The sequence below is a fragment of the Nocardioides sp. Root151 genome (assembly GCF_001427925.1).
Classification (GTDB): Bacteria; Actinomycetota; Actinomycetes; order Propionibacteriales; family Nocardioidaceae; genus Nocardioides.
The window spans coordinates 929735-948705 of record NZ_LMGG01000004.1 but is presented as its reverse complement, the minus strand read 5'-3'; the positions used below and the strand labels follow the sequence as shown (position 1 = coordinate 948705).

Annotated in this window: 15 protein-coding genes and 1 pseudogene; 9 read left to right on the top strand and 7 right to left on the bottom strand. The window is 69.9% G+C overall.

The window, feature by feature from the left end:
* Nucleotides 1-40 precede the first annotated feature (40 nt).
* Nucleotides 41-805: an MOSC domain-containing protein gene (locus tag ASD66_RS13160; RefSeq protein WP_056891171.1), complete on the top strand. Its 765-nt coding sequence runs from the start codon at nt 41-43 to the stop codon at nt 803-805.
* Nucleotides 806-897: 92 nt separating this feature from the next.
* Here ASD66_RS13160 and pepN read toward each other — a convergent pair whose 3' ends face one another.
* The gene (pepN, locus tag ASD66_RS13155; RefSeq protein WP_056891170.1) at nt 898-3366 is read right to left on the bottom strand and encodes an aminopeptidase N; all 2469 of its coding nucleotides are present in this window, start codon (nt 3364-3366) and stop codon (nt 898-900) included.
* Between the two features lie 169 nt (nt 3367-3535).
* Here pepN and ASD66_RS24440 point away from each other — a divergent pair, with 169 nt between their 5' ends.
* Both ASD66_RS24440 and ASD66_RS24195 read left to right on the top strand, forming a co-directional pair.
* Nucleotides 3536-3673, top strand: a complete 138-nt coding sequence (locus tag ASD66_RS24440) for a hypothetical protein (RefSeq protein WP_156388658.1) — start codon at nt 3536-3538, stop codon at nt 3671-3673.
* A 162-nt stretch (nt 3674-3835) separates the two neighbouring features.
* Nucleotides 3836-3988: pseudogene (locus ASD66_RS24195) on the top strand (response regulator transcription factor); the annotation flags it as partial.
* Nucleotides 3989-4042: 54 nt separating this feature from the next.
* On the opposite strand, the gene ASD66_RS13150 reads toward ASD66_RS24195, so the two are convergent.
* A complete protein-coding gene (locus ASD66_RS13150) occupies nt 4043-4351 on the bottom strand; it encodes a Fe-S cluster assembly protein HesB (protein ID WP_235530081.1) in 309 nt (102 codons plus the stop codon).
* Nucleotides 4352-4416: 65 nt separating this feature from the next.
* Here ASD66_RS13150 and ASD66_RS13145 point away from each other — a divergent pair, with 65 nt between their 5' ends.
* Both ASD66_RS13145 and ASD66_RS13140 read left to right on the top strand, forming a co-directional pair.
* On the top strand, nt 4417-4845 hold the full coding sequence (locus ASD66_RS13145; protein WP_056678368.1) for an OsmC family protein: 429 nt from the start codon (nt 4417-4419) through the stop codon (nt 4843-4845).
* 24 nt (nt 4846-4869) lie between these two features.
* Nucleotides 4870-5775 carry an oxidoreductase gene (locus tag ASD66_RS13140; protein WP_056891169.1) on the top strand — a complete coding sequence of 302 codons (906 nt, stop codon included), beginning with the start codon at nt 4870-4872 and terminating at the stop codon, nt 5773-5775.
* 12 nt (nt 5776-5787) lie between these two features.
* On the opposite strand, the gene ASD66_RS13135 is transcribed toward ASD66_RS13140, so the two are convergent.
* Nucleotides 5788-6522: a peptidylprolyl isomerase gene (locus tag ASD66_RS13135; protein WP_056678361.1), complete on the bottom strand. Its 735-nt coding sequence runs from the start codon at nt 6520-6522 to the stop codon at nt 5788-5790.
* A 93-nt stretch (nt 6523-6615) separates the two neighbouring features.
* On the opposite strand from ASD66_RS13135, the gene ASD66_RS13130 reads away from it, so the two are divergent.
* Nucleotides 6616-9435: an ATP-binding protein gene (locus ASD66_RS13130; RefSeq protein ID WP_162254273.1), complete on the top strand. Its 2820-nt coding sequence runs from the start codon at nt 6616-6618 to the stop codon at nt 9433-9435.
* A 205-nt stretch (nt 9436-9640) separates the two neighbouring features.
* Entirely contained in the window at nt 9641-13618 is a 3978-nt protein-coding gene (locus ASD66_RS13125; protein WP_056891167.1) for a S8 family serine peptidase, read from the top strand.
* Here the strand turns inward: ASD66_RS13125 and ASD66_RS13120 are convergent.
* Nucleotides 13602-14360: a TIGR02206 family membrane protein gene (locus tag ASD66_RS13120; RefSeq protein WP_056891166.1), complete on the bottom strand. Its 759-nt coding sequence runs from the start codon at nt 14358-14360 to the stop codon at nt 13602-13604. The genes ASD66_RS13125 and ASD66_RS13120 overlap by 17 nt on opposite strands.
* A gap of 111 nt (nt 14361-14471) precedes the next feature.
* On the opposite strand from ASD66_RS13120, the gene ASD66_RS13115 reads away from it, so the two are divergent.
* Nucleotides 14472-15173, top strand: coding sequence for a sortase domain-bontaining protein (locus tag ASD66_RS13115; protein ID WP_235530080.1), 702 nt, complete (start codon nt 14472-14474; stop codon nt 15171-15173).
* Here the strand turns inward: ASD66_RS13115 and ASD66_RS13110 are convergent.
* Together ASD66_RS13110 and ASD66_RS13105 are read right to left on the bottom strand one after the other, a co-directional pair.
* Nucleotides 15142-15819, bottom strand: coding sequence for a transporter substrate-binding domain-containing protein (locus tag ASD66_RS13110; protein ID WP_056891164.1), 678 nt, complete (start codon nt 15817-15819; stop codon nt 15142-15144). The genes ASD66_RS13115 and ASD66_RS13110 overlap by 32 nt on opposite strands.
* A 10-nt stretch (nt 15820-15829) precedes the next feature.
* On the bottom strand, nt 15830-16948 hold the full coding sequence (locus ASD66_RS13105; RefSeq protein WP_056891163.1) for a methyltransferase domain-containing protein: 1119 nt from the start codon (nt 16946-16948) through the stop codon (nt 15830-15832).
* 65 nt (nt 16949-17013) lie between these two features.
* On the opposite strand from ASD66_RS13105, the gene ASD66_RS13100 reads away from it, so the two are divergent.
* Complete coding sequence (locus ASD66_RS13100; protein ID WP_056891162.1) at nt 17014-17658, top strand: class I SAM-dependent methyltransferase; 645 nt, start codon at nt 17014-17016, stop codon at nt 17656-17658.
* An 8-nt stretch (nt 17659-17666) separates the two neighbouring features.
* Here the strand turns inward: ASD66_RS13100 and ASD66_RS13095 are convergent, their stop codons facing one another.
* Nucleotides 17667-18821: a GDSL-type esterase/lipase family protein gene (locus ASD66_RS13095; RefSeq protein WP_056891161.1), complete on the bottom strand. Its 1155-nt coding sequence runs from the start codon at nt 18819-18821 to the stop codon at nt 17667-17669.
* Nucleotides 18822-18971: the final 150 nt, after the last annotated feature.

The window sequence follows — 18971 nt, the reverse complement described above, 5'->3', positions numbered from 1 at the left end:
CAGTCCCCGGCATCCCACGCCCGGAAGTAGCCTTCGACCCATGGAGACCACCGTCACGAAGCTCGGATTCACCCCGCTCAAGGGCACCCGGCACACGGCGTACGACGCGATCACGCTGGACGCCGCCGGCCCAGTCGGGGACCGCGAGTGGTGCCTGGTCGAGCCCGGGGCCGCCCGGGTGCTGCGCACGATCAACGAGCCCTTGTTGGCGACCACGGTCGAGGCCGAGGGCGACCACGTGGGGGTGACGCTCGGCGACGGCCGCAGCGCGTCGGGGCGGCTCGTGATCGCCGATGAGCCGGTGGCCGTGGACTACTGGGGCCGCCGGATCTTGGTCACGCCGTACGACGGGGAGCCGGCCGGGCTGCTGGCCGAGCAGGTCGGGCGCCCGGTGCGACTGGCCCGTGCCGGGCGCGGAGACGTGGTCTTCGGAGCGCCGGTGAGCCTGCTCGGCACCGCGTCGGTGCGTGACCTTGCCACGCGGATGGGGCGCCCCGACCTCGTCGACCAGTCGGAACGGTTCCGCAGCACGATGCTCGTCGAGACCGACGAGCCGTGGGTCGAGGACTCCTGGGTCGGGCACGACGTGCGCGTGGGCGAGACCGTCGTGCACGTGACCGGGCGCATCGGGCGCTGCGGCGTGCCGAACCGGCATCCGGTGACCGCGCTCGCCGACGCCCCGGTCCTGAAGGCGCTCGCGGGCTACCGCCCGGCCAACGATGCCGGCGAGCCCTACCTCGCGGTCGACGCCGTCGTGGTCACTCCGGGCGTCGTCCGGCTCGGCGACGTTCTCGATACTCCCTGACGATCGCGCCCCTGCGAGGGCCGAAACGTCAGGGAGTATCCCGGCTGGAGGACCGAAACGTCAGGGAGTATCCCGGCTGGAGGGCCGAAACGTCAGGGAGTATCGAAGGCGGTGCGGATGGCGAGGCGTCGGCGCAGCTCGTCGGTCATGTCGACCAGGTTGCGGCGGATCGTCAGGTCGAGTCCGTCCCGAGCGATCAGCTCGTCAGCCCGGTCGACGGTCGACTGCCGCACCGAGGTGATCGGGAAGAAGTGCTCGGTCACGTCGCCGAGCACCCACCCCGAGTGCACCTTCGCCGCCCCCGGCAGCTCGCTCAGGTAGCGGTCGACGTAGGGCTCGGTGAACGACTCCTGCCCCGGCTGCCAGAGACCGGTGCCGCAGGCGATCAGCTCGTAGTTCGTGGCCGGCGCGGACCCGGTGAACCGGTCCCAGGCCCACGCCTTGCTCTCCGCGTCGGGCCGACCCGAGACCGCGCGGGCATGGTCGACGCGGGCCTTGGTGGTGGGCTCGGCGGCCAGTTCGCCGTCGAGGCCCGGCCGGCTGATCGCGTCGAGCGAGGCCAGCCTGATCATGATCCGCCAGCGCAGGTCGGCGTCGACAACCACACCGTCAGGAAGATCGGCCGAGTCCAGCCAGGTGCGCAGGGTGGTCACGTCGGCGGCGGAGTCGACCGCTCCCCGGAAGGCGCCCAGCTGCACGGTGCCTCCCGGTGTGGCGACGTCCAGCAGTGAACGGCACGCCGCGTGGAGCCGTGCCAGGGCAGAGGCCGGGTCGTGGCTGAGCCCGGCCACCGTGCCGATCAGGAACGGCAGGGTGCGCAGCGCGTCGTCGTTGGTCTCGGTCGGGAGCGATGCCTCGGCCAGGCGTACGACGGACTCGGGGGAGACGCGCGCGTGGTGGAAGCCGGAGCGGACGGAGTTCCAGATGCCCGAGCGGATCGTCAGGTCGGAGGTCGCAGCGATGAGGCGCGGGAAGGCCTCGAGGGAGACGTCGTCGGCCAGCGTGGACGCCCAGGTCTCCATGCCCGGGTCGACCAGGAACGCCGCGTCGTCAGGCACGTCGACCGTGATCTCGTCGGCATCGACGTGCAGCGGAGTGGTGGTCCATCGGCCGTCGGCGTCCGCGGTGGTCACGTGGATGGTGTGGTCACGTGCTTCGGTCTGACCGGCCGGGGGAGTGCGGCGTACGACGCCGGCAGCGCGGTCGAGCTCGAGGGTGTCGGGTCCGGCCGTGCGCAGCCAGCGCTCGCTGAACGGCCCGAGGTCGCCGGCGCCGGCGCGTTCCCACGAGGCGAACAGGTCGTGCATGGTCGCGTTGCCGTAGCGGTTGCGGGTGAAGTGGTCGATCACCCCGGCGAAGAAGACGTCGTCGCCGAGGGTCGCGTTCAGCTGCTTGAGGATCGTGGAGCCCTTGGCATAGGAGATGCCGTCGAAGTCCTGCAGGGCGGCGGTCGCGTCGAACGCGCCGTTGCCGGCCACCGGGTGCGTGCTGGGCCGCTGGTCCGCGACGAGTCCCCACTGGCGGCGGGCGTAGCCGTTGTGGATCCAGGCGTCGTCGTACTGCGTGACGTCGGCGGTGACCCGGTTGCCCATGTATTCGGCGAACGACTCGTTGAGCCACAGGTCGTCCCACCACTTGGGCGTGGTGATGTTGCCGAACCACTGGTGCGCCATCTCGTGGGCGACGGTGGTGGCTCGCTGGATGCGCTCTCCGCGGGTGACCTTGCTGGTGAAGAGCAGCGGGTCCCGGTAGGTCACGCATCCCGGGTTCTCCATCGCGCCGGCGTTGAACTCCGGCACGAACGCCTGGTGGTAGTTGCCGAACGGGTAGCGGATGCCGAACAGTCGGTGGAACTCGTCGAAGCACTGCTTGGTCATCGTGAACAGCTCGTCGGCGTCGTCGTCGAGGGCCTGGGCGATCGACTGCCGCGAGCTGAGCGAGAGCGGAATGCCGTCGTGGTTCTCGTGGATCACGTGGTAGGGCCCGGCGACCAGGGTCACGAAGTACGTCGACAGTGGCGGGGTCTCGTCGAACTCCCAGGTGCCGGGCTCCACCTGCTTGCCGGGGGCGTTGCCGATCACGGTCCAGTCCAGGGGCGCACGGACGTGGAAGGTGTACGGCGCCTTGAGATCGGGCTGGTCGAAGCACGCGAAGATCGTCGGCGCGGCATCCATGAACGACATCCCGTAGACGTAGCGCCGTCCGTCGGCCGGGTCGACGTGGGCGTGCAGGCCCTCCCCGTCGTTGCGGAACGGCATGACCGCATCGACGACGAGCTCGTTCTCGCCGGCCTGCGTGGCGAGGGGGAGCCGGCCTCGCTCGACCAGGTCGGGGCTCAGCGTCGACCCGTTGAACACGATGCGGTTCACGGCGGTTGCTTTCAGGTCGGCGAACGTCGCGCCGCCGCGGCTGGTGAACCTGATCGTGGTGGTCGAGGCGAACGTCTCGTCACCGGTCGCGAGGTCCAGACGGACGTCGTACGACGTGACGTCGAGCAGGTCGAACCTGGCGACTGCCTCGGTCTGCTGCAGGCTGCGGAAGGGAGTTTCGGCGGAAGACACGGCATCACCCTACGAGGCGCGTCCACACCCGCCGCGTGGTGGCTGAGATCACCCCTGAACTGGCCGATCGGCGGTGCTGGCTCCCGTAGAATGTAAGAGGCACCTTGCCTGAAGTACTTATTACACCAATCACCTGCGTCAACGATGACGCGAGAGGACGAGAAGGATCATGAAGGCCCAGTTGTACGTCGCCCAGGGAATCATCGCCGGGCGGATCCACCAGACCCAGGACACCATCGCGGTCCGGGCGCTGGAGGCAGCCCGCGCCGAGGCGCGTCGCGAACGACGTCGGCTGCGCGGCCTCTGATCCGTCAGGAGTCATGAGCGCCGCAGGGCCCGGGAGCGATCTCGGGCCCTGCGGCCATTTCGGGGTCGGGTCCTGACATTTGTCATGGCGGGATCGTGAGTGCTGACCGAGGTGGAGAGGCCTTCGCGCCACGAGGCTTGAGCCATGACCTCATCACTGAAAGCCCGCGACGGCTCGCGTGTGGCCGTGGTGGCCAAGCGGCTGCACCTCAGCGAGGGCACGGTGCGCAACCACCTCTCGGCCGCGATCGGCAAGACCGGCGCCGACAACCGCAGCGAGGCCGTGCGAACGGCCGAGCAGAACGGCTGGCTCTAGGAAATGAGCGCAGGGCCCGGGAGACCCCGGGCCCTGCCTTCTTCGTGGTTCTGCTCAGGCCTGGACGGTGAGCGAGAACTGCACGCCACCGGCCTGGTCGACTGCGGCGTCGAGCACCTTGTCGTCGAGCTGCTGGGCAGCATCCTCGTCGAGGAAGATGGTCGCACCGTCCTGCTCGACGGTCTGGTCACCGGGCTCAGGGGCGGGCGCGGCGTTGACCGCGAAAGCCGGCTCGGGGGTGTCGTCACTGGTGATGCGGAGTCCTGCGGCCTCGTCGCCTGCTTGGGCGGCGATGTCCTTGACGATCGTGCTGGCGTTCTCGGTGAGGGTGAGCATGTGCTCTCCTTCGCTGATTGCGGGCATGACCCCTCCACCATTGCGCGGTCGGGCGGCTCACGCAAACGCGGCGGGTCTGGCAGGCTCGGTGCATGACTGATTCCGACACCCTGCGCAGCATCGACCTGACCCGCATCGGCGACGGCCGCTACAAGGCGGTCAACCGTCGCGGGGGAGTGCTCCCCATCGGCTCGGGCGACGACCCCGACTTCACCCCGGTGGAGCTGTTGCTCGCCGCGCTGGCGGGCTGCAGCGCGATCGACGTCGACGCGATCACCGGCAAGCGTGCAGCCCCCGTCGCGTTCGACGTACACGCGGAGGGCGACAAGATCCGTGACGAGCAGGGCAACCACCTGACCAACCTGAAGGTGACCTTCGACGTGGTCTTCCCCGAGGGGGAGGGCGGCGACGCGGCCCGGGAGTTCCTGCCCCGCGCGGTCGCCATGTCACGTGACCGGCTGTGCACGGTGAGCCGCACCGTGCAGATCGGCGTGCCCGTCGAGTTCACGCCCGACGCGTGACCTGTCCCGCATAGGGTGCCGCCCATGGCCCGACATCGACGCACGCCGTGGACCACGGCGCAGATGCCCGCCCAGGACGGACGACGCTTCGTCGTCACCGGTGCCACCGGAGGCCTTGGACTCGAGCTGACCCGCGCGCTGGCCACGGCCGGTGCCGAGGTGGTGATGGCGGTCCGCGACACCGCGAAGGGCGAGGCCGGGGCTGAGCGGGTGCGCCGGACCGGCGCACCCGGCCGGATCGAGGTGCGCTGGCTCGATGTCGCCGACCTGGGCTCGGTGCACGCGTTCGCCAGCAACCTCGATCGCCTCGACGTGCTGGTCAACAACGCCGGCATCATGGCCGTTCCCGAGTCGCGCACGGTCGACGGGTTCGAGTCGCAGATCGGCACGAACCACCTGGGCCACTTCGCCCTGACGAACCTGCTGCTGCCACGGCTCCACGACCGGGTCGTGGTGGTCTCGTCGGCGTCCCACCGCAGCGGCACGATCGAGGTCGACGACCTCGACTTCGCCCGACGCGGCTACGTCCCCTATGCGGCGTACGCACAGTCGAAGCTGGCGAACCTGCTGTTCCTCGCCGAGCTCGATCGGCGCCTCGCGGCGACCGACTCCGACGTGCGCGCGGTCGGAGCACACCCGGGCTACACGGCGACCGGAATCCATGGCGGCACGGGGAACAAGGCCTTCACCCGGTTGGGCAGCCTGGGCAACGCGCTGATCGGCATGAAGCCGTCGCAGGGCGCGCAGCCGCTCCTGTACGCCGCCACCGGGGACCTGCCCGGCAACAGCTACGTCGGTCCGCACGGCCCCGGTGAGCTGCTCGGCCACCCGACCCTTGTCGGTCGCTCCGAAATGGCGAACGACCCGGACCTCGCCAGTGCGTTGTGGCGGAAGTCCGAGTCGCTCACGGGAGTCACGTTCCCGCTGTGACCATCGGTGTGGTCAGTCGTCGACCTCGTCGATGGTGACCGGCACCTTCGGGGCGCCGTCGGCGGTGCCGTTGTCGGTGCCCTTGGCGGCCACCTTCTGGAGCAGCTTGATGCTCGCGGTGTCGAACGTGCCGAAGACGGTGTACGCCGGCGACAGCGCTGCGGACGAGTCCTTGTAGACCATGAAGAACTGCGATCCGTTGGTGCCCGGGCCGGCGTTGGCCATCGCGAGGGTGCCGGCCGGGTACTTCTCCGTGCCGGCCAGCTCGTCGTCGAACTGGTAGCCGGGGCCGCCCATGCCGGTGCCGGTCGGGTCACCGCACTGGAGGACGTAGATGCCCTGGGTGGTCACCCGGTGGCAGCTGGTGTCGTCGAAGTAGTCCTGGTCGGCCAGCGAGAGGAACGAGTTGACCGTGCAGGGAGTCTTCTTGGCGTTCAGTGTGGCCTTGATGTCACCGGCGCTGGTCTCGATGGTGACGTGGACCAGGCCCTTCTTCTTCGGGTCGCCGGGTGGGGGGTCGACCTCCTTGGCCGGCTGCGTGCCGTCCGCGTCGTAGGCGCACGCTCCCGCGGCGGGCGTGGTCTCCGCGGGCGTCGACGGGTCGGCGGTCTCGCTCGGGTCCGTCGTGGCACTGGCGGAAGGGTCGCCCGCGACGGTGTCGTCGTCCTTGTCACCGCCGTCGTCCGAACAGGCCGCGAGGGAGAAGAGGGTCAGTGCGGCCATCGCGGCCAGGCTTCGCTTGAACATGCGGCGATGGTAGCCAGCGAGGCATTAGGCTGCCACGCAGGTTGCCTCGGACGGTTTCCCGTCCGGCTGTCTCGGCAGGGGGATCGCGCGCGAGTGAGCGAATCCACGATGCAGCGCGGAATTCCCTCCTCGCTCTCCACCCCGGCCTTCGTGGGCCGGGCAGAAGAGCTGTCGCGGATCAACGAGGTGCTGGTGCGCGCCGATCGCGCGCTCGTCCTCATCGAGGGCGAGACAGGCATCGGCAAGACTCGCCTTGTCCAAGAGCTGTTGCGCACGCACGTCGACGTGCTCGTGGTCGCGTGCCCTGCCTACAGCCGTTCGTTCACCCTCGCGCCGGTCATCGACGCGCTCCGGGACACGGTCGGTGACGTACGCCGGCTCTCGCTCACCCCGCTCGCCGGTGCACTGAGGCCGTTGTTCCCCGAGTGGGGCCCTCATCTACCGCCGAGCCCGGAGGCCCTCTCCGATCCTGCCGCCTCCCAGCACCGGATCTTCCGTGCCCTTGCCGAGCTGGTCGACGCCCTGGCACCCGGCCTTCTCGTGGTCGACGACGCGCACTGGGCCGACCCGGCCACCCTCGACCTGCTCCTCTTCCTGGCGTCCCGCCCGACGGCCGCCCACCGAATTGTGCTGACCTACCGGCCCTCGGAGCTGGAGGCAACCTCCAACTTGCACCGTCTCACCGGCAAGGCGCCGACGGGGACGAGCATGCTACGGATCGGCCTCGCCAGTCTCGGTGTCGACGACACCCGCCAGATGGTGTCGTCGATGCTGCAGGAGCGACCGGTCACCGGAGCGTTCGCCGAGTTCCTCCATGCCCGCACGGAGGGTGTGCCGCTCGCCCTCGAGGAGACTGTCCGTCTGCTGCACGACCGGGCTGACCTGACCCGCAGGGACGGCGAGTGGGTGCGTCGCCACCTCGACCGGATCGAGGTGCCGCCTACGGTGCGTGACGGAGTACTCGAGCGGTACCGGCGGCTCGGCGCGGAGGCACGAGGCGTCCTCCGGGCAGCCGCGACGTTCGGGGATGCCGTCGACGAGGCGACGTTGGTTGCCATGTCGGGACTGTCTCCGGACGAGGTCAGCAAGGGCCTCGACGAAGCGCTGACCGTGTTGATGCTCGAGGTCCGTGGCTCGCAGTTCCGGTTCCGCCATGTCCTGGTCGGGCAGGCCGTGTACGACGCGATCTCGCCCTCGGAGGCACGGCGTGGCCACCGGATTGCCGGCGAGGTCCTGGAGCAGAGGGAGCGGCCGCCGCTTGCCCGGCTCGCCGCGCACTTCCGCAGGGCGGGGGACGTGCCCCGGTGGTGCCGGTACGCCGAGCAGGCGGCCGAGCTCGCCTCGTCCAGCGGGGACGAGACGACCGCTGTCTCACTGCTCCTCGAGGTCGTGTTGCACGCGGAGCTGTCGCCCGCCGAGCTCGCCAGGTTGGCCGACAAGATCACCTACAGCGCAGCAGTCGGCGTCGAGCGCCTCCACGGACTGGTGGCGACCCTGCGTCGCGCTGTCGATGCTGGTGACGCCGCACCGCAGGTGCGCGGTTTGCTGAGGTTCCAGCTCGGCAGGGCGCTCAGCAATGCGGGGGACTACGTGCAGTCAAGGAACGAGCTCGAGCTCGCAATCCCAGACCTCGCCGACGCGGAGACCGCGCTCCGGGCGATGCTGATGCTCGGGTCACCGTTCGGCACGGACTGGTCGGGGTCACGCCACCTGGAGTGGCTCGACCGGGCGCAACGGGTCGAGCCGCCGGTGAGGCGAAGTGACCGCACACGGGTGTTGGTCGACCGTGTCACGGCCCTGCTGGGCCTCGGGCAACCGTCCGGGTGGGACGAGGCCGCGCACCTCCCGGACGACACCGCCGACGCCCAGGAGCGGGACCACCTGGTGCGCGGGCACGTGAACCTGAGCGACGTCGCGATGTTGTGGGGTCGGTTCGACGTCGCCGGGCGGTCACTGGCGCGTGCGGAGCACCTGGCTCGCGGCGGCGGCTACCCGCGGGTCGACGACCTGCTCATGCTCAACCGTGCGCGGTTCGACTGGCTCACCGGCACGTGGGACGGCCTCGCCGCGCGAGTCGAACACCTTGCGGACAACGAGGACATCCCGCCACACACGCGTCTCGAGCCGCTCGTGGTCGCGAGCGGCCTGCAGTTCGCCTCGGCACCGGAGGGGACGGCCCGGCCTCGCCTGGAGCACGCCTGGGAGCTGGCTCGACAGTTCCCGTTGGAGCCGATCACGATCGAGGCCGGGAGCCTGCTCGCCCTGCGCCACCTCATTGCCGGGCGCCTCGACGACGCCCTCCGGGTCTCCTCCGACGCCCTGGCGATGGTCCGTCTCAAGCAACTGTGGCTGTGGGCATCGGAGTTGGCACCCGTGGAGTGCGAGCGGGGCATCCGGGGACGCGGGATCCCAGCCGCAGAGGCGGGCCTGGCAACCTGCAAGGCGATGCTCGCCGAGCGCGACGGCGACGTGGCACTCGCCGGAGCGGCCTACCAACGCGCAGTGGACGCCTGGAGCCGGATGCCTCGCCCACATCCGGCCCTCCTGGTTCGCGAGCGCTGGGCTCGGCACGAGCTCGCCGTCGGTGCCACCGAGCCGGGGATCGCTCGACTGTCCGCGGTGTTCGACGGCCTTGCCGACCTCGGTGCACGGGCCGATGCGACGCGGGTGCTCGAGACCTTGGCCGAACACGGCGTGGAGCGAAGTCGGCCGTGGTGGGGCGGACGCACCGGTTACGGAGTCAACCTCTCGCCGCGCGAGCGCGAGGTGGTGCGGTTGGTGGCGCAGGGGAGGACCAACCGGGAGGTGGCCGAGGCACTGTTCCGCTCTCCCCACACGGTCTCGACCCAGTTGAGCTCAGCGATGCGCAAGCTCGGCGTCTCGTCGCGACACGATCTGGTCGTGCCTGACTGAGCCGACCACGGGTTCACTTTGGTGCGCCGAGGCTCGACATTGGTACGTCGAGGGTCACCACGGTGTCGCGCCGAGCGTTTGACTGTCGACCATGACCGATCCGCTCGCCAACCGCCCCCGTCCGGGTCAGCCCGACCCCGAACCCGCGGACGACGACTACGAACCGGTCTGAGCTCACCTTCATCCTCATCGACAGGAAGTCGTCATGCCTCACCACTCCCGTCCCCGCGACCGCCATCGCCTGGTCCGCGGCCTCATTCTGGTCGCGCTGTCGCTCGCCCTGGCAGTGACAACCCTCGGACAGCAACCCACGAACGCCCAGCCGTCAGCGTTGCCCACCGGCGCGGTCGACCCGGGAGCCAAGATCGCTCCAGCCCTCCAGCGCAAGTTCGACACGGACGCGACCGAGCCGCGCGACTTCTGGATCAGCTTCGACGCCGACGCCGACACCAGCGCAGCCTCGGCCACGGGCGACTGGGCCAGGCGCGGTCAACAGGTCGTCGACCGGCTCAGGAGCACCGCCAAGACCGCCCAGGCCGACACGATCGCCGCACTCGACGCAGCCGGTGCGGACTACACGGCGTACTGGATCACCAATGCCATCCGGGTCCACGGCGGCGACTACACGTTGGCCCTGAGCCTTGCGGGGTCCACCGACGTGGAGCGCATCTTCGCACCGGTCAGCTACACGGAGCCGGAGCCGGTGAAGCAGGAGCTCACCGGACGGATGAGCACCCACGACGCCGCACCCGAGTGGGGTGTCCGCGACATCAAGGCCGATCAGGTGTGGCAGAAGTACGGCGCCCGCGGTGACGGCATCGTCGTGGCCAGCATCGACACCGGCACCGAGCTGGACCACCCGGCACTGGTGGAGCACTACCGGGGCAGCAACGGGGACGGCACGTTCACCAACGACTACAACTGGCTCGACACCACGGGTGCCTCCGACTTCCCCACGGACGCACACGGGCACGGCACGCACACCATGGGCACGATGGTCGGCGACGACGGTGCCGCCAACCAGGTCGGCGTAGCACCCGGGGCCAAGTGGATCGAGGCGAACGGCTGCTGTGCCTCGGACGAGACACTGCTGGCTGCCTCCCAGTGGATGCTGGCCCCCACCAAGACGGACGGCACCGCGCCCGACCCCGCGAAACGGCCGCACGTGGTGAACAACTCCTGGGGTTCCGAGAACCCGGCCACGGACCCGTTCCTCGAAGACATCCAGCAGGCGTGGGCCGACTCCGGGATCTTCGGGGTCTGGTCCAACGGCAACCTCGGCCCGGCCTGCAACACGGCCAGCTCACCCGGCAGTCGCACCCTCAACTACGCGGTCGGTGCCACCACCGAAGCCGGGACCATCGCCAGCTTCTCCAGTCGCGGCACGGGACAGGACGGCGAGATCAAGCCGAACATCGCGGCTCCCGGGGAAGGTGTGCGCTCGAGCTACCCGGGCGGCCGCTACGCCTCGATGAGCGGTACGTCGATGGCGGCACCGCACGTCTCCGGATCTGTGGCGCTGCTCCTCTCCGCGCACCCCGAGCTGATCGGCGACGTTGCGCAGATCCGGCAGCTCCTCGACGAAACCGCGATCGACACCGCCGACGACCAGTGCGGCGGCACCGATGCCGACAACAACGTCTACGGCGAGGGCCGGCTCGACGCGCTCGCCCTCGTGGAGGCGGTCGACTCGGGCGATTCGGGCGCCATCGACGGGAAGGTCACCGTCGACGGCGGCGAGCCCGTCGAGGGCGCCGCGGTCACCCTGACCGGCGATGCGGGCCAACGTTCCACCCGCACAGGCGGCGACGGCGCCTACGCAGTCGCCGAGCTCCCGATCGGCACCTACCAGGCGACCGTCACGGCTTTCGGGTTCGCACCGGGGAAGGTCACCATCGAGGTGACCTCCGGCCAGAGCACGACCACGAACGTCTCCCTGGCTGCCGCCGAGGGCTTTACGGTCAGCGGTGTCATCACTGACAGGACGACCGGGAAGCCGATCGCCGGCACGGCGAGCGTGATCGGATCGCGCTACTCGGCCACCGCCGACGCCTCGGGGCACTTCGCGATCAAGGGAGTGCCGGGACCTCGGAACTACACCGTCCGCATCGACGACGGCGGAGCCTGTGCCACGCCGGTCTACCGCAGCCTCGAGATCACCGGCGACGCGGCGATCGCACCGGTCGAGCTGCGTCGCCGGACCGACGAGCCGGCGAGCCCGGCCGGCTGGAACGGGGGACCGTACGGCTACTCCTGCCTGTTGGAGCCCACGAAGTGGATCAAGGGCACCACGGAGATCGAGAAGCCTGACGTCTATGACACGACGGCGGTCCGTCTGCCGTTCAGGTTCTCCTACTTCGGCAAGGACTACTCCACCATCTACGCCAGTCCCACCAGCCTCGCCCAAGTCGGGTTCTGGACCTCTCCTTACAACAGCGCCACGTATCCGTACGCCGAGTACGGCATCGACACCCTCATCCGCGGGATCGTGCCGAGCTTGGGACCGATCGCCTCCGACGACGGCTCCGCCAAGCTGCTGACCCGCACCACGGGCACGGCGCCGAACCGCGCGTTCACGATCGAGTTCCGCGACTTCACGGTGCTCAACAGCCCCGACACCCGGATGAGCTACGAGGTCACGTTGCACGAGGACGGCGACATCGTCTTCGCCTACGACGGCATCGACCCGGCGAACCTGCTCGAGCGGGGCCAGCAGACCGAGGTCTCGATGCAGGACCACAGTCCCGACGGCCGCGCCGGCCTGAGGACCCAGTTCCTCTACTCGGTGAACGAGCCGATCCTCGGCAGTGACCGACAGATCAGGTTCAGCCTGCCCGCGAACGGCTTCGTCAGCGGCCTGGTGACCGACAAGCGCACCGGCGCCGCGGTCGCGAATGCAAGCGTCGACCTCGTCGACGCCAACGGGTGGCTCACCCAGCGCGCCTTCACCAACGCGGCCGGTCGCTACCGGTTCCAGCTGATGGCCGGCCGGAACTACACCGTCTCGGTCCTCAAGCGCCCCGGCTATGCAGCGCAGAGGGCCTCGGTGAGGGTGACCAGGGACCGACAGACGATCATGCTCCGGACGCCGTTGTCCGGGGGGAGGATGACGCTCCCGACGTCGGTGACCGCGAAGCGAGGCAGGGCCGTCAGGGTGAGCCTGAAGAACACCGGCAGTGCAGCCCTGCGCTGGCGGGCCTCTCTGGCCCTCCCGGCGACGTCGGGACCCAAGCCGGGCACCGAGGTGGGCAGGACGGACTACGGCAAGGCAGCGATCGCCGTCGAGGAGGTCGACGGGCAGTACTGGGTCGGTGACGTGCTGGCGCACAGGGCCGTCGAGGTCACCTCGACCGGCAGTCCCACCGGGAGGACGATCCCGCTGGCCCCGGTCGCCGAGGCGCTGGGTGTGACCGACGACCTGACCCTGACTCCCGCGGACCTCGCCTGGGTGCCGTCCCGCGGCATGTTGTGCATGACCTTCTACAACTTCACCAACGACATCGCCTGTGTGGATCCTGACCGGGTCAGCGCTCATGACATCGCCGTGGTCGAGACCGGCCTCCGAAGTGCACTTTCCGTCCAGGGCCTGGCGTACGACGCGGAGCGGGACCGGTTCTTCGTGATCGCCGGGGCACGTTCGGGCGGCTGGCAGCACCAGGTGCGCACGATCGCCGGGCTGGAGCACCCCAACACTGGTGACGTGCTGGGCAGGTGCACCTATGCCCGTCAGGGGCAGGGCCTGGGTTGGAACCCTGACTCTCAGGCACTCTGGACCCACACCCAGGACATCACGGGTATTCCGCTGAAACGCAACATGTCGAAGTTCCGTCAGGTCGACCCGGCCACCTGCGCGGAGCAGGCGACGGTGAACGTGCCGTCGTACTCGATGCCCGGGATGCCGAGCACGTCCCTCGACCTCGACGAGCACGGCGACCTGGTCACGATGTTCTTCGCCAGCGGGACGATCGTGACCGTGAGGACGAGCGACCCGATCACCCGGCAGCCCCGGTGGGTCTCGGTGCCGACGGACACGGGTGCCGTGGGCGTGAACAAGACGGTGAGCATCCCGGTGCGCATCAACTGGGCCGCGGTACCGAAGGGAGTCAAGCAGGTGAACCTGGTCCTGCGTGGCAACGGCGGTGCGCGGCCGACCCGAGTCGTGCCGATCACTCTGCGCCGCTAGTCGCGCCGGTCACCGGTGAGGTGGTCGTGTGCCCCGGCAGGTTCTGCCGGCGGTGCGCGACCACCCACGGCCACGTCATCAGCGCCCACACCGTGGCCACGATCACGACCTCGATCACGACGTACGACGGCCACGGGCCGAGGTAGTCCAGGACCGAGCCGCTGCTGGGCTTGTGGTTCAGGAACCCGTAGTTGGTGCCGGTGATCGCGTTGAAGGTGAACACCGAGACCGCCCAGGTCAGCGTGGTGGCCACGGTGGTGGCGTAGTCGTGCCAGGCGGGTCTGAGACCAAGGCCCCACACCAGGTAGATCGCGGCCCACACGATGAGCATGTGCATGCCCCAGAAGCCGATGTACTTCGGGTTGGGGAAGTCGGCGGTGAGCCACGGCGTCAGCAGCCCCTGGGTGGTCAGCACCAGCCCCCAGAAGTAGGTCAGGGCGACGAAGAACCTGTGGTGGGTCAGCAGGGCGAGCACCGCGGCGATCCAGGCGAAGTCGCACAGCTGCAGGGGGAGAGTTGTGTTGAACGAGAACTGCGACGGCATGAAGTCGACCAGCTGCATCGGGATCGTGAAGCCCATGATCGCGAAGGCGAACCAGCGGCTGACCCGGCGCGGGTCTGCGCCAGCCCGCTGGGCGCGGCCGAGCAGGACCACCGGCCAGATGCCGGCGGCGAACAGCGCGAGCATCAGCAGGTGGCTGGGACCGAAGGTCACGAAGGTCGAGGCAGTCATCGGGTTCATGCCTTCAACTCTCGTGCCCGGACCGCTTCGGGACATCCGTGCGGGTACTCAGTTCGGGCTGGGTGCCACCACACCCGGACGTAGGCCGTGTCACGGCCTAGGCTCGACGGCGTGGCGTCGACGTGGCCGATGGCGGTCGTGGGCCTGTTGCTCGTGGCGAGCGCGTGCGACGGGTCGTCGCCGGCCAGCGCCCCGTCGACGCGTGCCGACAGCCCTCGCTCGACGGGTCCCCGGGTGGTCCTGGAGCATCGTGGTCCGCAGCCGTCGGACGGCATGCCGCGACGCGCGACGGTGCGGATCCCGAGAATCGGGCTGGCCGGACTGGTCGTGGAGCCCTACCGGGGACGCCCGGACGACGCACCGGGCACCCGCCTCCAGGACCGCGGCCTCGGCGCCAGTCCTCACGGGCCACGCGGCGGCACGGGTCCGGGCGGGGTCGGCAACTACCTGGTCACCGCTCACCGCACGTCGAGCACGCGGGCTTTCGCCCGGATTCCGGAGCTGCGACGAGGTGACCGGGTCGTGGTGGAGGCGGCAGGGGTGCGCTACGTCTACGAGATCCGGCTGACCCGGTCGACCTCGTTCCGCTCCGACCGTTCACGGGCGCGCCAGGAGGCCGCTGTTCCCGGCCGGCCCGGAGCCGCCCCGACGAGGGCGATGGTCACGCTCTCGACCTGCGCGACGCAGGAGGACCACACGGCCGGCAACTACTGGTCCGACGAGTTCCACAACCCCGAGCACCGCATCGACAAGGTCGGCGTGCTGGTCGCCTCGGGACCCGTCAGGCGGAGGTCTCCAGCGACGCGGCGATGAAGCCGGACTCGACGAGCTCGTCGACGACCTCGCGCAGGAAGGCGACGGTGGCCGGCTGCCGGCTCACCGTGGTGCCGACCGCCTGGCGGATCTGCATGAACGGCTCGTCGATGAGCCGCAGGTCGTCGTGCTCCTCGACGTACGCCGTGAGGGGCTGGCGGATGCCCGCGGCGACCTCGAGGCTTTCGCTGCGGAAGACGTCGACGCCCTCGGCCCCGCGCACGATCTCCGCTCGCTGCAGCGAGCGGCTCAGGTGCAGGTCGTACGCCGAGCCGTGCTTGACGCCCACCCGCACGCCGGGTTGATCGATCTCGTCCAGGGCGTGCAGCGGGGAGTCGCGCGGCACGGCGAAGACGCCCTCGATCACGACATAGGGCTCCGTGAACGCGACCTCCGTGGCCCGGGCCGGGTCGATGGCCAGGAAGCACAGGTCGGCGGCACCCGTGGCCATTGCCTCGAACGACTTGCGGGCTGCGTCGAAGCAGAGGAACTCGACCGGGACCTCGAGGCGTCGCGCGATCTCGCGGGCGATGTCGACGGTCACGCCGCGCGGCTCCTCGGCGGTGCCCTGCGCCAGCACGGGATTGCCCAGGTTGATCGAGGCACGCAGGGTGCCGGTCGGGGCGAGGTCCTCAACGATGGTCATGCCGATGACGCTACCGGCGGGCCAGCAGCACCATGACCTCGTGGTGCCCGGTCTGGGGGAACATGTCGAACAGGCCCGCGGTGCGGACGTCGTACGACGGCAGGGCGGCCAGGTCGCGGGCCAGTGTGGTGACGTTGCAGCTGGAGTAGATGAGGTGGGCCGGTCCGCCGGTCTCCAGCCGCCCACGGAGCTCGGGCCCGATGCCGCGTCGGGGCGGGTTGACGACGACGAGGTCGGGGGTGGCGTCCACGAGGTGTTGCGTGGCGTCGCCGGCGTGCCATTCGCTGGTCAGCCCCTCGGGGAGCTCGGTTGCGCTGCGCCGCGCGCTCAGGATGGCGTCGGCCGACGACTCGACTCCGATCACGTGGTGGGCGCCGTGTCCCAGTGCGTGCAGGCCGAACCCGCCGACACCGCAGTAGAGGTCGAGAACCGTGCTCGGTCGCAGCTCGCTGATCCACGCACGGGCCCGGGCGTAGAGAGCCTCGGCGATGAACGTGTTGGTCTGGAAGAAGCTGCGTGGTCGCAGGTGCAGGGTGACGTCGTTGACCCGCATCGGCAGGGTGTCGAGGTCGGTCAGGACCTCCTCGTCCGGGCCCTCGAGCACGGCCTTGTGCTCCGGCTGCAGGTTGACGCTCACGACGCGGGTCTCCGGCACCCGCTCGCGAATGACGTCCAGTCCCTCGCGGATCCGCCGGAGCTGGCCGGGGGAGCGGAGCACGAACCGCAGCATCACCTCGCCATCGGGGGAGTGGGTGACCAGCAGGTGCTTGAGCTCACCGGTGCGCCCCGGCACGTCGTACGGCGTGAGGCCGAGGTCGGCGACGACTGCCGGGAGTCGGTGCACGACGTCGGCCAGACCCGGTTCATAGAGCCCGCAGCCGGTCAGGTCGACGCCGCGCTGACCACCGTCGAGGATGCCGAGCGTCGGCTCGCCACGGCGTCCGCCGACGACCAGCTTCGCCTTGTTGCGGAAGGCCGACTCGGCGCCGGTCACCGGTTCGGTCCACGAGAGGCGCGGGCCGAGGGCGTCGGCCACGGTTGCCTGTTTGCGTGCGACTTGCTCGGCGTGGTCGACGCCCATGTGCGTGCACGAGCGGCACACACCCGCGTCGAAGTAGCCACATTGCACGCCGCAACCCTACGGCCCCGCGTGGCCCCCGTGTGTCGGCTCCTCACCCGGTTAGCCTGTCGCCGATGACTGAGCCAGACTTTCTCCGACGTACCCGCCACGGCTACGACACGATCGCGGCCGACTACACGGCCACCTTCGCCGGCGAGATCGAAGAACTACCGTTCTTCCGCGCGATGCTGACCGCCTACGCCGAGCTGGTGCTGGCCGACGGTGGGGGAGAGGTGCTGGAGGTCGGCAGCGGACCGGGCGAGACCACGGCCTTCCTGCACGACCGGGGGCTCTCGATCTCGGGTCTCGACCTGTCGCCGGAGATGGTGGGGATCGCGCGCGCGGACCAGCCCCACCTGTCGTTCTCCGAGGGCTCGATGCTCGAGCTGCCGTACGCCGACGGGACGCTGGCCGGCGTGGTGACCTGGTATTCGCTGATCCATCTCCCGCCGGAACGGTTGCCCGACGCCCTCGACGAGTTCCACCGCGTGCTCCGCCCGGGTGGGCACCTCGCCGTGGCCTTCCAGATGGGTGATGGCGTACGCCGGATCGACGAGCTGGGCGGTCACGCGATCGAGCTGGACTTCCACCGCATCGACCCCGAGAGGTTCGCAATCCTGTTGCAGGACAGGGGATTCGACGTGGTGGCGTCGCTGGTGCGGGCCCGGCTCGAGGACGAGAAGACCCCGCACGCACACCTCGTGGCGCGCAGGCGATAGGCCGCAGGTCAGCCCAGACGCGGACCCAGCACCAGCTCGACGAACCGCTCACCGATCAACCGGTGAGTGGCGGCGTCGGGGTGCAGCCCGTCCGGCAGGGGCAGGTCGGCGGCGTCGGCCACGCCGTAGAGCTCGGTGCCGTCGAGGTGGTGGAGGTGTGGGTCGTGGGCCGTCCGGTCGGCGACGATGCGGGCCAGCTCGTCGCGGATGACGCGCAGCGTCAGCTTGCCCGCCGGCACCTCGGACGGGTTGCCGGTGGCCACGAAGCGCATCTCACCCCGGCCCAGCGCCTCCATGTCCGGACCGCTCGGGCCGGGCGTCTCCTCGTGGATCGGGCAGAGCACCGACGAGATCACGACCAGCGGAGTCGTCGGGTGGCCCTCGCGGATCGTGTCCAGGAAGCCATGCACCGCCGGGGCGAAGGTGCGCAGGCGCATCGCGTCGAGGTTGATCACGTTGATCCCGATCTTCACCGTCACCAGGTCGGCCGCGGTGTCGCGCATCGCCCGCGCCGTGAACGGGTCCAGCACGGCGCCGCCGCCGAACCCGAGGTTGACCAGCTCGACCCCGGCCCGGCGTGCGGCGATGGCCGGCCAGGTGCCGGTCGGGTTGGGTGAGTCGGTGCCGTGGCTGATCGAGCTGCCGTGGTGCAGCCAGACCGGACGGTCCGAGGGCGCGGCAACCTCGAGTGGCGCATCACTGCGCAGGGCGACCAGCTCGGCGGTCTCGTTGTGAGGCAGCCAGATCTCGACGTCCTTGTCGCCGTCCGGCAGACCGTCGAAGCGCACGGTGCCGGGGTCCCCGACGTCGTGGGAGAAGGTGCCGGCGGTCATGTCGATGGTGATCGTGTTGCCGCCCGTGACGCTTCCTCGACCGATCACGTCACCGTCGACCGCCAGCTCGTAGACGCCGTCGGGACGCGGCGGCGCTCCGACGTACACGCGCTTGGTCGGCACGGAGTCCAGCTCGATCCAGGAGGCTGAGGTGCGGAACGCGATGCGGCAGCCCGAGGGCTGAGCCTCGGCCATCCTCAGCTGCTCGTCGTTGACCTGAGCACGTGCCTTCGGCGGCAGCCGGTGGGGGAGTACGCCGCGTTCGGTCGTCTCGATGTCGAGGGCTCCGCGGATCAGGTCGGCGGTGACGGGCGTGGTGAGGCTCTGCATGGTGGGCTCCGTGACGGGTCGGCTGGTCGGGTCCGATGCATGACCGGAACTCATCGCGACCAGTGTGTCTGGTGGGGCCTCTCGAACGCGACCGGGTTTTCGACTCCTGGCCGGCGTCGCGCGAGTAGTGTCGGTAGCACGTGGGCGCTC

What these genes read in the sequence shown, in the direction of transcription:
- ASD66_RS13160 (WP_056891171.1), top strand. Translation starts at nt 41, where the DNA reads ATGGAGACCACCGTCACGAAGCTCGGATTCACCCCGCTCAAGGGCACC.
- ASD66_RS24440 (WP_156388658.1), top strand. Translation starts at nt 3,536, where the DNA reads ATGAAGGCCCAGTTGTACGTCGCCCAGGGAATCATCGCCGGGCGGATC.
- ASD66_RS13150 (WP_235530081.1), bottom strand. Translation starts at nt 4,351, where the DNA reads ATGCCCGCAATCAGCGAAGGAGAGCACATGCTCACCCTCACCGAGAAC.
- ASD66_RS13145 (WP_056678368.1), top strand. Translation starts at nt 4,417, where the DNA reads ATGACTGATTCCGACACCCTGCGCAGCATCGACCTGACCCGCATCGGC.
- ASD66_RS13140 (WP_056891169.1), top strand. Translation starts at nt 4,870, where the DNA reads ATGGCCCGACATCGACGCACGCCGTGGACCACGGCGCAGATGCCCGCC.
- ASD66_RS13135 (WP_056678361.1), bottom strand. Translation starts at nt 6,522, where the DNA reads ATGTTCAAGCGAAGCCTGGCCGCGATGGCCGCACTGACCCTCTTCTCC.
- ASD66_RS13125 (WP_056891167.1), top strand. Translation starts at nt 9,641, where the DNA reads ATGCCTCACCACTCCCGTCCCCGCGACCGCCATCGCCTGGTCCGCGGC.
- ASD66_RS13120 (WP_056891166.1), bottom strand. Translation starts at nt 14,360, where the DNA reads ATGAACCCGATGACTGCCTCGACCTTCGTGACCTTCGGTCCCAGCCAC.
- ASD66_RS13110 (WP_056891164.1), bottom strand. Translation starts at nt 15,819, where the DNA reads ATGACCATCGTTGAGGACCTCGCCCCGACCGGCACCCTGCGTGCCTCG.
- ASD66_RS13100 (WP_056891162.1), top strand. Translation starts at nt 17,014, where the DNA reads ATGACTGAGCCAGACTTTCTCCGACGTACCCGCCACGGCTACGACACG.
- ASD66_RS13095 (WP_056891161.1), bottom strand. Translation starts at nt 18,821, where the DNA reads ATGCAGAGCCTCACCACGCCCGTCACCGCCGACCTGATCCGCGGAGCC.